Source organism: Pseudoalteromonas sp. ASV78 (assembly GCF_047806705.1).
GTDB classification, from domain to species: domain Bacteria; phylum Pseudomonadota; class Gammaproteobacteria; order Enterobacterales; family Alteromonadaceae; genus Pseudoalteromonas; species Pseudoalteromonas prydzensis_A.
In genome coordinates, this window is sequence record NZ_JBLOPA010000001.1 from 559,833 (window position 1) to 576,221 (window position 16,389).

Here is a 16,389-nt window from a genome sequence, read left to right on the forward strand (position 1 = left end):
TGGTGTGTTCGTAATCTTGTTAGCAGTTCGATTAAAACGAACTACGTTATTTTTTAAAAAGCATACGTGAAGGGCTTGATACTGTAAAAAGGATGCATACGTATGCATGCTAAATAGATCGCTTTGACAAGGAAAACAGTCTCAGAAATACCTATTAACAAAGGTATGTGTTCGGCAAATGAATGTTTACCAATTCTCGTTTTCGTATCATTAACAAAGTAGTAAATCCAACTTGGTGCATATTCTATGGGTTCTGTAGCGTTATGATGCAGCGCCATCAATGGTCTTACCAATTATCACTTTGGGAGAAGAGCGACTGAAACGCGCATGTAAAGTGTGAATACACTAATAATTAAGGTATTAAACTGTAAATTACCGCATTAAAGGAACTCGAAGCAGTGAATATTTCTTTTATAAAATAGAATGCTCAACTGCCCCATCTTTATACCTATAAAAACAAGGTGTTGTCGTTATTTTTGTGAATTATTTGTTAAGGTTGTTGGTTTTGCACTAACCTGAATACGTATGCATAAAGTTGTTAATAAAATAAGGCGGGCGTTAATATTCATCCTGACAACAAAATAGCTAACAAATGGTTTTGCTTCTATCACAAGCAACTCGCTAAAAGTTAGTAATATAAAATTGGGTAACGGGAAACACATCATGTCTATGTTCAAACCAAGTATATTAACAATTGCACTTGCAACCGCAGGCTTAACTAGCGTGTCAGGTTTTGCAGCTGAGCAACAAACAACTGCGAATGAAGATTTAGAAGTCATTGAAGTGAAAGGTTATCGTCGTAGTTTAATTCAAGCTATCGACACTAAACGTTTCAGCAGCTCAGTAGTAGAGGCAATCTCAGCAGAAGATATCGGTAAGTTACCAGATTCATCTATTGCAGAATCAATTGCCCGTCTACCAGGTCTTGCAGCGCAACGGTTAGATGGCCGTGCAAGTTCAATTACTATTCGTGGTATGGGCGAAGACTTTAGTACCACAACATTTAATGGTCGTGAGCAAGTATCGATTGGTGATAACCGCGGTGTTGAGTACGACTTATACCCGTCAGAAGTGATCAGCGAAGTTGTTGTATACAAAACGCCTGACGCATCTTTAATGACTCAGGGGATTGGCGGTACCGTTGATTTACGCTCTACGCGTCCTCTATCAGCCGGTGAACAATCAATTACTGCAAATGTGCGTTTTGAACAAAACGAAATGGATGCAGTTAATCCAGAAATGGATAATAAAGGCTATCGTGGTTCGTTTGGCTATGTAGATCAATTTGCTGACGATACCATTGGTGTTGCATTTGCTTATGCCCACATGGAATCACCAAATCAAGAACAACGCTGGAATGCATGGGGTTATGATCCAAGTGGTGCTGATGGCGATTTACGTTTGACGGGCGCTAAGCCTTATGCACGTTCATCAGAGCTAACCCGAGATAGCTTTTTAGGTGTGCTTGAGTTTGCACCATCAGATAAACTACATATTACTGCCGATGCGATGTATGTTGATTTTGAAGATAAGCAAATATTACGGGGCATAGAGCTGCCATTAAATGCGGGTCGTGCAGATACAAATTATGAAACGTTAGCCACCAATGGTGGAGTTGTTACTCAAGGCCAAGTTAATAATATTAAAACCTTAGTTCGTAATGACGTAAACTTTAGGACTGCTGATTTACTCGCGCTTGGTTTTAACGTTGAATACGATATAAATGACAGCTGGCAAGTGGCTGCTGATGTGAGTTATTCAAAGGTTGAACGTGATGTCTGGGGCCTTGAAAGCTATGCAGCGACAGGACGTGGTGACAACGAAGGCCTGGGTGATAACCTACAATACAGCCTTGATAGTGGTATGGCAGGGGCCATTTTTACCCCTACACTTGATTATTCAGACCGTGATTTATTTCAACTGGGTGCAGCACGTACTTGGGGCAATAGTGTTGTTGGTGGCGATGGTCAAGATGGCTTTTTAAATAGACCACATGTTGAAGATGAATTAGCATCATTAAAGCTAAGTGCAAAAACGTTTATTGAAAATAGTCCGATAAGCCAAGTTGAATTTGGTGTTAACTACAGCAGCCGTGAAAAAGATAAACAAGATACCGGTGAGTACCTGCGCCTAAAGCAGTATCCTGAAATGGTGCGTATCCCAGATGAATACTACTTAGGCTCAGTATCACTTGATTTTATTGGTATGGGTGACATGATTGCGTATGATTCGTTAGCCCTATACAACAGCGGCGCATACGATTCATTTAATCAAGCTGATACCGATACAGGCCGTTGGGCAAATATTTGGGCTGTCCAAGAGGATATTTTAACTGCCTACGTTAAAGCTGATTTAGATACTGAATTGTTTGGTTTACCTGCCCGTGGCAACGTGGGCTTGCAAATTGTAAATACAGATCAAAGCTCTGACGGTTATGCGGTTGATTCAGATCCGGATACAGGCCTTGTCCGTGTACAATCTAATACAGCTGGTGACAAGTACACTGAATTTTTACCAAGCTTGAACTTAAACTTATCGTTGACTGAAGAGCAAATGCTACGCTTTGGTTTAGCCCGTACAATGTCGCGTTCACGTATGGATCGTATGAATGCAAGTAACAGCTACAGCTTTGATGCGGCAAAAAATAACGTTACAACACCACCGACTAACCTAGAAAATTCACCGTGGAGTGCAAGCGGCGGTAATCCGAGTTTACGTCCTGTGATGGCTAATCAAATCGACTTATCGTATGAGTATTACTTTAGTGCGGAAGGTTATTTTGCTGCTGCTTTATTTCATAAAGACATAGAAGATTGGCAGTTCAATACACAAATAGTGGGTGATTTTGCTGATGTTGATACACCTAACGGTGAAGTGCCGATCACTAATCAAGGTCTAGTGAGTGCATGGGATAACGTAGGTGATGCAAAAGTATCTGGCCTTGAATTAACGGCGACATTACCAGGTAATATACTCAGTGATAGCCTTGAAGGCTTTGGTACTGTTATTAGTGCTACCTTTTTAGATTCATCGCTTGATAATCTTAACGGTGAAAAAGAAGACATTCCAGGTCTATCAGATAAAGTTTATAACTGGACACTTTATTATGAAAACTACGGTTTTCAAGCACGTGTGAGTATGCGTTACCGCTCTGACTTCTTAGGTGAAGTAAATGGTCTATCATTAGCAAGAACAACGGTCGTTGTTGCAGAAGAGACTATCTGGGATGCCCAAATTGGTTACGATTTCTCTGAGTCTAGCATTGAAGCATTACAAGGTCTTACAGTATCGCTACAAGCACAAAACTTAACTGATGAGCCGTTTGTAACTTACCATGACGGTAATAAAGCAACGGTACGTGATTATCAAAGCTATGGGGCTAATTATTTATTAGGCTTTGCTTATAAATTTTAATTAAATATACCCAAATCAGTATTATTCAGTTGTATTAAACGCGATTGAGACAAGATACTAGGGATCTCAATAGAGATCCCTTTTTTATTTGTGAGGAGTGGTAAATGAAAGCGATAGAAAAAATTGTTATCTTAGGCGGCGGCAGTGCAGGTTGGATGACCGCAGCGATGTTAGCAAAAGTGTTTTCTAAGCAGCTATCAATCACTTTAATAGAATCACCCGATATTCCAACTGTTGGTGTCGGGGAGGCAACTATCCCTGCGATACAGACCTTCAACAATGTATTGGGACTTGATGAACACGTTTTTTTAAAGCGCACTCAAGGCACTTATAAACTTGGTATTCAATTTGAAAATTGGGGTCAACAAGGCGATAGTTACCAGCATGCATTTGGTGATATTGGCCGAGGGCTTGGGATCACTCCATTTCATCACTTTTGGCTCAAAAGCAGTCAAGAAAAAACAACACAATCCCTGTGGGAGTTCAGTGTTAATGCCATTGCGGCAAACAATAATAAATTCCACCCAAATCCACACATTGGTAAAACGCCTCTAGCTGGGCTTACTTATGCCTATCACTTTGATGCGGGCAAGTACGCAAAGTTATTACAAGAGTTTGCAATTGCGCAAGGTGTTGAGTATCTCAGTGGGACGATGGAGTCTGTAAAATTAGGCGATAATGGCTTGATTAAAGCACTTGAGCTCAGTGATGGCCAGACCATAAAAGGTGATTTTTTTATTGATTGCAGCGGCTCCAGTGCACGCTTGATTGAACAGGCGTTGGGGGTTAAATACCAAAGTTATCAGCATTGGCTTTTCTGTGACCGTGCAATTGCAGTGCAAACTAAAGCGCTGAAAAATACGCCGCCGTTTACTCGCTCAATTGCAAAAGATGCCGGGTGGCAATGGCAAATTCCGCTGCAAAATAGAGTGGGGAATGGGCTGGTATATAGCAGCCAATTTATGAGTGCTGAACAAGCTGAGCAACAGTTATTAAATAGTTTAGAAACCGAGACCATAACGGCCCCAAAACATATTAAGTTCACGCCAGGACGACGCGAACAGCAGTGGTTTAAAAATTGTTTAAGTATCGGTTTATCTAGTGGCTTTTTAGAGCCTTTGGAATCTACCAGCTTACATTTAATACAAACCAGTATAGCTCGGTTTATTAAGTTATTTCCGGCGCACCCTGATTGTGAGTTATCGGCGCATGCTTATAATTTTCAAGCTAAAAATGAATTTGAAAAAATTCGTGATTTTATTATTTTGCACTACGCAGTTAATCAAAAACAGCAGCCATTTTGGCAACGGTGTGGCACGATGACATTACCTGACTCATTACAGCAACGTATTGCACTATTTAAACGAACAGGCACGCTTTCAATACAAGCAGATGAACTTTTTTCAGAGGTTGCTTGGCTACAAGTTTTGATTGGGCAAGGGATCAGACCACAAAGTTATCACCCGCTCGCACGTGCAATTTCAGATTCTGAGCTTGATGAGTTCTTATCTAATATAGCGACTATCCAACAGCAATACGTTACTCACTTACCAACACATGAGGAATATTTGCAGCAATTCTGTAGTGACACAGAGCTAACAAAAGGTCAAATTTAGTATGAATATTGTTATTGTTGGTGGTGGTACAGCAGGGTGGATGGCTGCTAATTTATTAAATCATTCTCTCACTGATACCCATGTCACTTTAATTGAATCACCAACAATTGCGCCTATTGGTGTTGGTGAAGGCTCGACTCCGCAGTTAAAACAATTCTTCGATACATTAGATATTAGCGAAAGTGAGTGGATGCCTCAATGCAATGCAACCTACAAACTGGGGATTGAATTTAAAAATTGGTCTACCCATCCAGGTCATGAGCAGTATTTTCACTCATTTTATGGGCAAACGGACTTACATACACAGCAGCAATTTATAAAAAGTTGTTTGTTAAAACGCCAAGGCATAGCGATTGATGCACATCCCGACAGCTATTTTTTAGCAGCCTACTTAGCTAAGCAACAGCGTGGGCCACATACTCAAGCGGACTTTCCGTTTCAGCAAAGTTATGGTTATCATTTTGACTCGGCACTGCTTGGGCTATTTTTAGCTAATAGAGCAACAAGCAAAGGTGTTAAGCACCTAAAAAGTACCATAGCACAGGTTGAGCTTGATACTGCAGGCAATATCAAGCAGCTTGTTCTCGATGAAGACAGTGATGGACAGCAGTGTATTGCAGCTGATTTTTTTATCGATTGTAGTGGTTTTAAAGGATTGCTTATTCAGCAAGCATTAGCCGTACCTTGGCTTAGTTTTAAAGAAAATCTATTTAACGACAGTGCTATTGTACTGCCGACAATGAGTAATCAATCACAAGCCCCACAAACTACTTCAACCGCATTAAAATATGGATGGCAATGGGCTATTCCCCTTACCAATCGTATTGGCAATGGTTATGTTTACAGCCAAGACTTTTGTAGTGCTGATGAAGCAGAAACAGAACTTAGAACCAAACTCGGCTTACTCAATTACGATGTACCTGCACGTAAGCTAACAATGAAAGTAGGACGAGTTAAGCAACATTGGTATAAAAACTGTTTAGCTGTCGGTTTATCGCAAGGCTTTATTGAACCTCTTGAAGCAACTGCTTTACATTTGGTGCAGCAAACAATCGAATCGTTTATCGCATGTTTTGAGCATAACCAACCGAGTGAAGCAAAGCGTGATTCATTCAATACGCAAATTAATAACCGTATAGAAGGTATTCGCGATTATATAGTATGTCATTATCGCGCATCTAATCGTCGAGACACAGAGTATTGGCAAGCAAATGGTCAAAATGAAATGCTATCGGCCTCGCTAAAAAATATTTTTCAGTGCTGGCTATCGCGTAATGATTTAACTGGCGAAATTGCCCATCAAGGGATCGAAAACTACTATTCAAGCCTGTCGTGGCATAGCCTATTGAGCGGTTATGGCGTCTTCCCTGCTAGCATTGCTAAGCCAAGTTATGTGCAACAACAGCAAATTAAAGAACTTTATAATTTTAACCATCAGTGTGCGAGCCATTTTAGAGCGCTTACACCCATCATCCCGCAGCAAAAATAATCAGGACATTAATATGAGACTATCAAAAAGCACATTACTGTTAGTAACAGTAATGCTGAGTTTTCAGCTGCACGCAAAAATGCGCATTGAACCACAAAACTGGTGGGTTGGTATGCAAAACAAGCAGCTACAAATTATGCTGCATGAGCCAAATGTTGCTAAGCAGCAATGGCAACTTGAATCACATGCTGGCGTTGAGTTAACAAGCATTACGCATACGGATAACCCAAATTACGCTTTTCTAAATCTTGCAATAAACCCGAGCGCAAAGCCTGGTGTGTTAGTATTTAGCAGCAAATCAGGGGAGCGTTTTGAGTATCAATTGCATGCACGCAAAGCAAACAGCAGTAAACGCAGTGGTTTTGATAGCAGTGATACCATTTACTTAATTAACCCGGATCGCTTCGCTAATGGTGATAGCAGCAACGACACCGTAAAAGGAATGCTTGAGGCTGCAAAGCCAATTGAGCGAGGCGGGCGTCACGGTGGCGACATTCAAGGTGTAATTAACGCACTGCCGTATTTACAAAAACTGGGCGTTACCCAGCTTTGGTTAACGCCAGCGCTTGAAAATGATATGCCTAGCTATTCTTACCATGGTTATGCAATCACCGATTTTTACACTATCGACCCGCGCATGGGCTCAAATGAACTGTACCGTGAGCTATCTGCTACAGCAAAACAACATGGTATAGGTTTAGTGATGGACTTAGTGCTGAATCACTTTGGCTCTGAGCATATCTGGATGACAGATAAACCCACAGCAGATTGGATCAATTTTAATGGCGAGTTTGCAAACGGTAACCATGCTACCAGCCATGCTCGTCAAACTATTCAAGATCCCCATGCCAGCGAGTTCGATAAACGCCAGTTTAGCGATGGCTGGTTTGTTGCCACTATGCCAGATTTGAACCAGCGCCAACCATTACTAGCAACTTACTTAATTCAAAATGCGATATGGTGGATTGAGTACGCCGACTTAAGCGGTATTCGCGTTGATACCTATTCATATTCAGACAAAGCCTTTTTAGCTGACTGGACTAAAGCGATAATGACTGAATACCCTAACTTTAATATTGTTGGTGAAGAGTGGACCAGCAATCCTGCGATTGCCTCATATTGGCAAGCCGGTAAGGTAAATAACGACGGCTATACTTCAAGTTTACCAAGCGTGATGGACTTTTCATTACAAGAGTCACTTATTCAAGCACTTAATGAAGAGGAAAGTTGGAACACCGGCTGGGTTAAAGTGTATCAATCAATCGCCGATGACTTTTTATACCCAAACCCAGACAACTTACTGGTGTTTGCCGATAACCACGACATGAGCCGAGTTTATACTGAGCTTAAGCAAGATTTAGCGAAAACTAAAATGGCGATGACATTGCTTTTAACTACCCGTGGTATTGCGCAAATGTACTACGGTACCGAAGTTTTGCTTGATAACACGGGCAGTAATGATCACGGTGATATTCGCATTGATTTCCCCGGTGGCTTTAAAGGCCAACCAAGTAATGCGTTTACAGGGCAGGGCTTATCAGATGAGCAGCGTGATATGCAGCAAACCATTACCACTTTACTTAATTTTAGAAAGCAAAGCCCAGCAATAGCGCAAGGTAAACTGACTCACTTTAGCCCTAAAGCAGGTATATACAGCTATGCGCGGATCAGTGATCAGCAAACGGTACTGGTGTTTTTAAATAAAAATACCGCAGCAAAAAGCTGGTCATTAGCATATATGCAGGAGGTTATTGGGCAACATAAACAGGCCATAAACCTTTTGACTAACCAAGCAATTAGCCTAATTGATACAGTGACTTTAGCGCCTATGAGTGCAACGGTATTAATAATTGAATAAAGCCTGTGTGAATACGTATGCAGCCGCTGTCAGTCAGTGGCTGTTCACTTTAGTATTAAATTTATAATAAAAATGACGTTTAAATGACAATCCATTAAAACGTCAGATCTAAGTAAGAACATTATGACAACAAACAAAACCACAATTAGTACATTTAAATATGGCTCATGGGTATTAGCTAGTAGCTTATTGTTATCGAGCTGCTCAGATGAGCCCACAATCCCCAGTGCTGACAAAAAAGTAGCTGAACAAGTTAACGAACATTCAAAGCCGGTGGTTTACCAAGTATTCACCCGTTTATTTGGTAATACCCAAACAGCCAATGTGCCATGGGGAACCAAAGAGCAAAATGGCGTAGGCACATTTAGTGATTTTAACGATGTCGCATTAGCAGGTATTAAAGAACTTGGCACCACCCATATTTGGTATACTGGTGTGCTTCACCACGCGTTGGTAGGCGATTACAGCCAATATGGAATTAGCCAAGATGATCCGGATGTAGTGAAAGGGCGCGCAGGCTCTCCTTATGCTATTAAAGACTATTACGATGTAAACCCTGACTTAGCAATCAATCCAGAGCGCCGCCTTGAAGAATTTGCGGCATTGATTGAGCGCACCCACCAACACGGTATGAAAGTGGTGATTGATATTGTGCCAAATCATGTGGCGCGTCATTATCAATCGACTGCTAAACCTACTGGTGTGAAAGATTTTGGTGAGCAAGATGACACCAGTGTAGAGTATGCCCGCGATAATAACTTTTACTACGTTACTGGGCAGTCATTTCAAGTACCAACCAGTGAAAATTACCAAGTACTGGGCGGTAATGCCCACCCACTTGCAGACAACTTATTTGATGAAACGCCTGCAAAATGGACTGGTAACGGTGCCCGAGCTGCCAAGCCTGATAGTAACGATTGGTACGAAACGGTTAAAGTTAACTACGGTGTAAAACCCGATGGTAGCTACGACTTTCCAACGTTACCAAACGATTATGCCAATCAAGATTTACGCGCGCACTTTGAATTTTGGCAAGATAAAGAGTTGCCAAACAGCTGGTATAAATTTCGTGATATCGCCTTGTATTGGCTCGATAAAGGCGTAGATGGTTTTCGCTATGATATGGCTGAAATGGTGCCCGTGGAGTTTTGGAGCTTTTTAAATTCATCTATCAAGATGCACAACCCAGAGGCATTTTTACTAGCCGAAGTATACAACCCAGATTTATATCGCCCGTATATCCAGCAAGGCAAAATGGACTACTTGTACGATAAAGTGGGCTTTTACGACACCCTAAAAGCCGTGATGCAAGGCACTCAAGCCGCGAGTAGCATTTTTGCAGCACAGCAACAAGTGGCAGATATTGAACAGCACATGCTGCATTTTCTAGAAAACCATGACGAACAACGCATTGCCAGCCCAGATTTTGCAGGTAGCAGTGAAAAGGGCAAACCCGCATTGGTAGTATCAAACCTTATTAGCCGCTCGCCAACACTATTATATTTTGGCCAAGATGTAGGTGAAGATGGCTCTGAAGAGGCTGGTTTTGGCAAACCAACTCGCACCAGTATTTTTGATTATATTGGCGTGCCAGCGCATCAAGCGTGGATGAACAACGGCAAGTTTGATGGCGGCGCATTAACTGCCGAGCAAAGTCAGTTACGTGAATATTACAAAGCGGTTATGGCGTTGAGTAAACATCCCGCGGTTGTTGCCGGTGACATGCACCCGTTAACGGTGACAGGTAGCGACCAAGTTGCTGCGTTTAGCCGCAGTATTGGTCAACAACACATTTGGGTGGTGAGCAACTTTGCCGAGCAAGAAAATACGGTAAGTATTGATATTCCACTTAACACATTAGCAAACCACAAACAGGCAGAGCAGCAATTACTTGATCTGCTTGAAGCCAATCAAACTGCCGTGTTAACAATCACACCTGAGCAGGTAAAAATCAGTTTAACGTTAAATGCGCTTAGCAGTGCAGTATTGACCACTGGAGCACATAATGAATAATAACAAACCCAACCTAAGCTTTTGGCAAATATGGAACATGTGCTTTGGCTTTTTAGGCATTCAATTTGGTTTTGCATTACAAAACGGTAATGTCAGCCGTATATTTCAAACCTTAGGCGCGAATGTTGATGATATTCCTATTTTATGGATTGCTGCGCCGTTAACGGGCTTAATTGTGCAGCCAATTATTGGCTTTTGGAGCGACAAAACCTGGGGCAAACTAGGTCGCCGTCGGCCATTCTTTTTATATGGTGCAATCCTCACCACCTTGTCGTTATTTATTATGCCAAATTCGCCCACGCTATGGATTGCGGCAGGTATGTTGTGGATCATGGATGCCTCTATTAACGTCACCATGGAACCGTTTCGGGCTTTGGTTGGCGATAACCTCAATAAAAAGCAACGAGCAACTGGGTATGCCATGCAAAGCTTTTTTATTGGTGTAGGCGCGGTGGTGGCATCGGCCTTGCCTTGGATGATGACCAACTGGTTTGATATTGCTAACACCGCAGCCGCTGGGCAAATCCCTGATTCTGTAAAATATTCGTTTTACTTTGGTGCGGTTATTTTATTTGTCGCGGTTGGCTGGACCATAGTGACCACCAAAGAATATTCACCCAAAGAACTTGCCGAGTTTAACCAACAAGACGCCAATGCATCAGAGCAAGTTATTGAAAATAAAGTTAATTTTAATAAAGGTGCGCTGATATTTATTGGCTTAGGGGTTGCTGTATTAGCCTTGGTTGTTGGCCTTAAGCTTGAAAAAGAGTTGTATTTACTTTCCGCTGGATTGATCTCTTTTGGCGTGATCCAATTTATAGCAGCGCGGTTAAAAGCAACGGGTAAAACATCGGGTGGTTTTTATCAAGTGATCAACGATGTATTCACCATGCCAGAAACGATGAAACAACTGGCGTGGGTGCAATTTTTTAGCTGGTTTGCGTTATTTGCAATGTGGATTTACACCACTTCAGCGGTAACCAGTTTTCATTATGGTAGCAGTGATACCAGCTCAGTTGCTTACAACAATGGTGCAGATTGGGTTGGCGTATTGTTTGCTGCTTACAATGGGTTTGCCGCACTGGCCGCATTGTGTATCCCACTCATTGTGAAAAAAATTGGTATACAGTGGGCGCATTGCTTTAACCTTATTTTAGGAGCACTAGGTCTGGCGAGTTTTATTGTGATACCCGATCCGCAATTACTTATTTGGCCAATGATAGGTATTGGCTTTGCGTGGGCGTCAATTTTATCGCTGCCGTATGCAATGCTAAGCACCTCAGTGCCGAGCCATAAAATGGGCGTGTTTATGGGGATTTTTAACTTCTTTATTGTGATCCCACAATTACTTGCCGCCAGTATTTTAGGCCTAATTTTACGCCACTTTTTTGATAACCAGCCTATTTACGCATTATTGCTGGGTGCGCTGTCGTTGGTGTTTGCAGCAATTGCCGTACTGCGCGTTAAACAATCATAATTTTAGGGGACACACAGTGAAAAACTATAACATTATTACTGCAACTATACTGGCCCTTGGCCTTAGTGCATGTAGCTCTGAACAAGCCGTTACACCCAAACCAAGTGTGCAGTTATCAGCTCCTGGCGCCCCCGGCGCCGAGCCATTTTGGGCGTATTCGGGTAAAACTGGTATTGGTACCTCGTTTGAGCAATATCAAAATGGCCAATACAGTGATAGTGCCGCCACTGGCACAGTGTCAAAAGTATGGTTTTCCATTGCCAAAGGCATGATCACCGAAACCATGTTTGGGCTTATTCACCAAGCACAAATTAAAGACATGCAATTTATAGTGGTGGGCAAAGACTTTACCGTTACAGAAGCGGATGATTTAGATGTAAGCATTGATTACTTATACAAAGATCAAGCAGGGCGGCCATTATCGCTGGCTTACAAAGTAACAAGCAAAGACAAGCAAGGGCGCTTTAGCCTCGAAAAACACATATTCACCGATCCAGACGGGCAAACGTTATTTGTGCGCAGTATATTTAATACTGAGCATGAAGGCGTAAAAGCTTTTGTTACTGTTAACCCTTACATAAACAATAACGGCTTAGATGATTTTGCAAAAACCACCGAGCAAGGGTTGGTTGCGTGGCAAGATGATAATTATTTAACATTACAAAGCGCACAACCATTTAAACAAACAAGTGTTGGTTTTACAGGCGTAAGTGATGGTTTAAACGCGCTTAAAACAACCCAGCAGCTTAGCAGTGTTTATAAAAATACCGGTGATCAATCAGGTAATGTTAGTTTATTGGCAGAGCTGGGTGAAATTGGCAAAAATACGCAGTTTGATTTAACCCTTAGCTTTGGCAACAGCGAGCAAGCCAGCTTTAAAGAAGGCCAAGCAAGTTTAGCCCGTGGTTATCAAACTGTACTTGATAACTACAATGGTAAAGGTGAGGCGATAGGCTGGCAGGATTACCTTAACAGCTTGGCACCTCTTGCAAGCCTTGTTAGCAGCAGCGCAGACAACGGCAAATTACTGTACACCAGTGCCATGGTGCTAAAAGCGCAAGAAGACAAAACTCATGCCGGTGCGCTTATTGCGTCTTTATCTAACCCATGGGGCGAAACCGTCTCTGCTAAAACCGGCTCTACCGGTTATAAAGCGGTATGGGTGCGTGACTTTTACCAAGTGGCGATGGCATTTATGGCCATGGGCGATACCCACACCGCAAAAACCGCATTCGAATATTTAGATAAAGTGCAAGTCAACCACAATACCCCGGGCAACCAAGGCGATACAGGCTGGTTTTTACAAAAAACGCATGTTGATGGCGAGCTTGAATGGGTCGGCGTGCAGCTTGATCAAACCGCGATGCCGATTATGCTGGCGTGGAAGTTACATCAAGCCGGTGTATTAACTGATGGCGAGCTCACAGATTGGTATGGGCGTATGTTAAAGCCTGCGGCAGATTTTTTAGTGGACGGCGGCCTTGCCAAAATTTTATGGAACGACACACAAATAACCCCACCGGCCACACAACAAGAGCGTTGGGAAGAGCAAGAGGGTTATTCACCGTCAACCAGCGCAGCGGTTATAGCGGGTTTAATTACCGCCGCCGATATTGCCAAAATGGCGGGTGATGAGGCCAATGCTAAACGCTACCTTGCAACCGCAAAAAGTTATAATGCCGACATTGAAAACACCATGTTTACCACTCAAGGCAACCTTGACTCAAAAGCAAGCGACGGTGAGTACTTTATTCGTATTGGTCAAGATAAAAACGCCAACTCAAACACTAAAATTAGTGCCAATAATGGCCGTGAAGGCTTTAATAAAAAGCAAATTCTCGACGGCGGCTTTTTAGAGCTAGTACGTTACGGAGTTAGAGATGCCAACGCACCGAGTATTGTTAAAACCTTACCTGAGTATGATGATCAAAGCTTAGAAGATAACTTGCAAGTGCATTACACATTTGAGTTTGCCGACGGCTCAGGCACTTTCTCTGGCTATCGCCGTTATGGCAACGACGGTTACGGTGAAGACGAAGTAACGGGCGCAAACTACGCTGAAGGCGGCATAAAAACCCCAGGGCAACGTGGGCGAGTATGGCCGTTTTTTACCGGCGAGCGAGGTCATTATGAAATTGCTGCCGCTAATGCCACAAATAGCCTTGATACCACTAAGCAAAACGCCATCAAAAACACCTATGTAAAAGGTATGGAAACATTTGCTAACCAAGGGTTTATGCTACCAGAGCAAGTATGGGATGGCGTAGGGGTTAACAAAGCAGGGTATAAGCTAGGCGAGGGCACCAACTCAGCCACACCATTGGCATGGACCCATGCTGAATACATTAAACTACTTCGTTCATTACACGACAAGCAAGTGTGGGATCATTACCCCGTGGTTGAAAACGCACTGCAATAACCTTTTCCAGCAAATGACTAGCCGTAGTAACGTACGGCTAGGCGCATTTATTAAAATAATAACGGAGATGCAATGAAAACCTTTACCTTGAGTGCGTTGGCCCTCGCTTTAATGTTAACGGGCTGCCAGAGCGCACCCACAACTAACACACAAAATACTAATACAGCCGCTACGGCGCAAATCAGTGCCGAACAACACGCCACGCCATGGTGGCAAAGTGCGATATTTTATCAAATTTGGCCACGCAGCTTTTATGACAGCGACGGTGACGGCCATGGCGACTTTAACGGCATGACTAAAAAGCTGCCGTATTTACAAGAGCTCGGTGTCAATGCTTTATGGTTGACCCCCATGTTTGAAGCGCCATCTTACCATGGTTACGACTTTACTGAGTTTTACCAAGTAGAAAGCGACTATGGCAGCATGGCAGAATTTGAAGCCTTTATAAAAGCCGCTGACGACAAAGGCATGAAGGTGATACTCGATTTAGTGATTAACCATATTTCAAGTGAGCACCCATGGTTTAAACGCTCTGCAAACGGCGAGCGCCCTTACAGTGACTATTTTGTGTGGCGTGACGACTTGCCAAAAGCGGGCAGTGGCTGGGGCCACGCATGGAGCGATAACGACAAGCCAGATGCAGTATGGCATTGGAGTGAAACCCGTCAGCAATATTACTATGGCGCATTTGGTGCCAGCCAACCTGATTTAAATTTACGCCATCCCGACGTGATTGCCGAAATGGAAAAAATGGCCAAGTTTTGGCTCGATAAAGGCGTAGCAGGCTTTAGATTAGACGCAGTACGCTTTGCCATGGAAAGCGGCGGCAATGCGCAAGCCGACACCGATGAAACCATTGCTTACTGGCAGCACTTTAATCAGTATGTAAAAAGTGTTGATCCAGACGCGTACTTAGTCGGTGAAGCATGGGCCGATATTCCAATTGCCGCGCGTTATTACGGCGATGGCAAAGGACTCGATCAAGGTTTTGACTTTGAAGTGGGCTATAAAATCCTTGGCTTATTAAAGCCTGACGCCAGTGGCGAAGCGCAATTTGGCACTATGCAGTCTAACCAGCAAAAAAATGCGGTTGATGCCAATGTGTTAAAGCAAAACTTACAACAGCGTATTGACTCGAGCGCACCACTTGACTTTTTTGCGCCGTTTTTAACCAATCACGACCAAGAGCGAGTGGCTTATCAACTAACAGAGCATGACGACAAGGCAAAGCTTGCCGCCGCCATGTTATTTAGCTCACCGGGCACCCCTTATATTTACTACGGTGAAGAAATTGGCTTAACACAAGGTGGCACAGGTCACGACGTTTATAAACGCGCGCCAATGCAGTGGGACAACAGCAATCAAGCCGGTTTTACCAAAGCTAAAACGAGCTGGGTTGAACAAAGTGAATTGTTTGGTGATGATTTTGCAAGCTGGTGGCCAGCATTTTTAGCCGAGCAACTTGCAGCAGCAGATCGCAGCGTAGCCGCCCAGCAAGCACAGCCAGACTCTATTTGGCAGCTATATAAATTATTAATCGCGCAGAAAAAACAGCGCCCAGAGCTCGGCATTAAAGGCAGCTACACGTTAACTCAACACTACAATGGCCTGGTTGAAATAACCCGCGAGTTAAACGGCAGTAAAAGTGTGTTCGTGCTTAATTTAACGGCTAACCCACAAACTGTTGCTAACATCGCTCGTGACGGTTTAACCGCCAGTTGGCAACATGACCTCAATGGCGAACAACTCGCAGGCTATGGTTTGTTGTTACTAAACAACACACTGTAAATAAAATTCACCCATTGGGGCTAACATACGTTAGCCCCAATGGGTGAAAAAGGCTAATCACATTACCCCACAGTTGTAGCGCATTTTCATGTCATTACCAATATAAAGCACTGTAGTAAGTATACCGTCTAGTTGTTTTGCTCCCATATTCAAGAAAATGAGCGACGAGCGCATTTTCTCTTTTCTGAATATCTTTAGTACCAATAAAAAATTATAGTTGGCAATGCATTAAGTTATTTGTTAATAATAGATTTATTAGATACATGAGCGTGACATCGGCAGAAAGATACGCGACGCGCTTACTATAAAATGTTA

At 42.8% G+C, this 16,389-nt stretch carries 8 protein-coding genes; all 8 read left to right on the forward strand.

Annotated features, from left to right (window positions below; genetic code table 11):
* The first annotated feature begins 663 nt into the window (after window positions 1-663).
* A complete protein-coding gene (locus ACMVDV_RS02505) occupies window positions 664-3,414 on the forward strand; it encodes a TonB-dependent receptor (RefSeq protein WP_416157075.1) in 2,751 nt (916 codons plus the stop codon).
* A gap of 104 nt (window positions 3,415-3,518) precedes the next feature.
* Entirely contained in the window at window positions 3,519-5,030 is a 1,512-nt protein-coding gene (locus ACMVDV_RS02510; RefSeq protein ID WP_416157076.1) for a tryptophan halogenase family protein, read from the forward strand.
* Window position 5,031: 1 nt separating this feature from the next.
* On the forward strand, window positions 5,032-6,519 hold the full coding sequence (locus ACMVDV_RS02515; RefSeq protein WP_416157077.1) for a tryptophan halogenase family protein: 1,488 nt from the start codon (window positions 5,032-5,034) through the stop codon (window positions 6,517-6,519).
* Between the two features lie 52 nt (window positions 6,520-6,571).
* Window positions 6,572-8,377, forward strand: a complete 1,806-nt coding sequence (locus tag ACMVDV_RS02520; protein WP_416159041.1) for a glycoside hydrolase family 13 protein — start codon at window positions 6,572-6,574, stop codon at window positions 8,375-8,377.
* A 123-nt stretch (window positions 8,378-8,500) separates the two neighbouring features.
* Window positions 8,501-10,390 (forward strand): alpha-amylase family protein, encoded by a 1,890-nt coding sequence (locus tag ACMVDV_RS02525; protein WP_416157078.1) that lies wholly within the window; start codon window positions 8,501-8,503, stop codon window positions 10,388-10,390.
* The gene (locus tag ACMVDV_RS02530) at window positions 10,383-11,867 is read left to right on the forward strand and encodes an MFS transporter (protein WP_416157079.1); all 1,485 of its coding nucleotides are present in this window, start codon (window positions 10,383-10,385) and stop codon (window positions 11,865-11,867) included. The genes ACMVDV_RS02525 and ACMVDV_RS02530 overlap by 8 nt, the downstream gene beginning before the upstream one ends.
* A 16-nt stretch (window positions 11,868-11,883) precedes the next feature.
* Entirely contained in the window at window positions 11,884-14,286 is a 2,403-nt protein-coding gene (locus ACMVDV_RS02535) for a glycoside hydrolase family 15 protein (protein WP_416157080.1), read from the forward strand.
* Between the two features lie 72 nt (window positions 14,287-14,358).
* Complete coding sequence (locus tag ACMVDV_RS02540) at window positions 14,359-16,074, forward strand: alpha-amylase family glycosyl hydrolase (RefSeq protein WP_416157081.1); 1,716 nt, start codon at window positions 14,359-14,361, stop codon at window positions 16,072-16,074.
* Window positions 16,075-16,389: the final 315 nt, after the last annotated feature.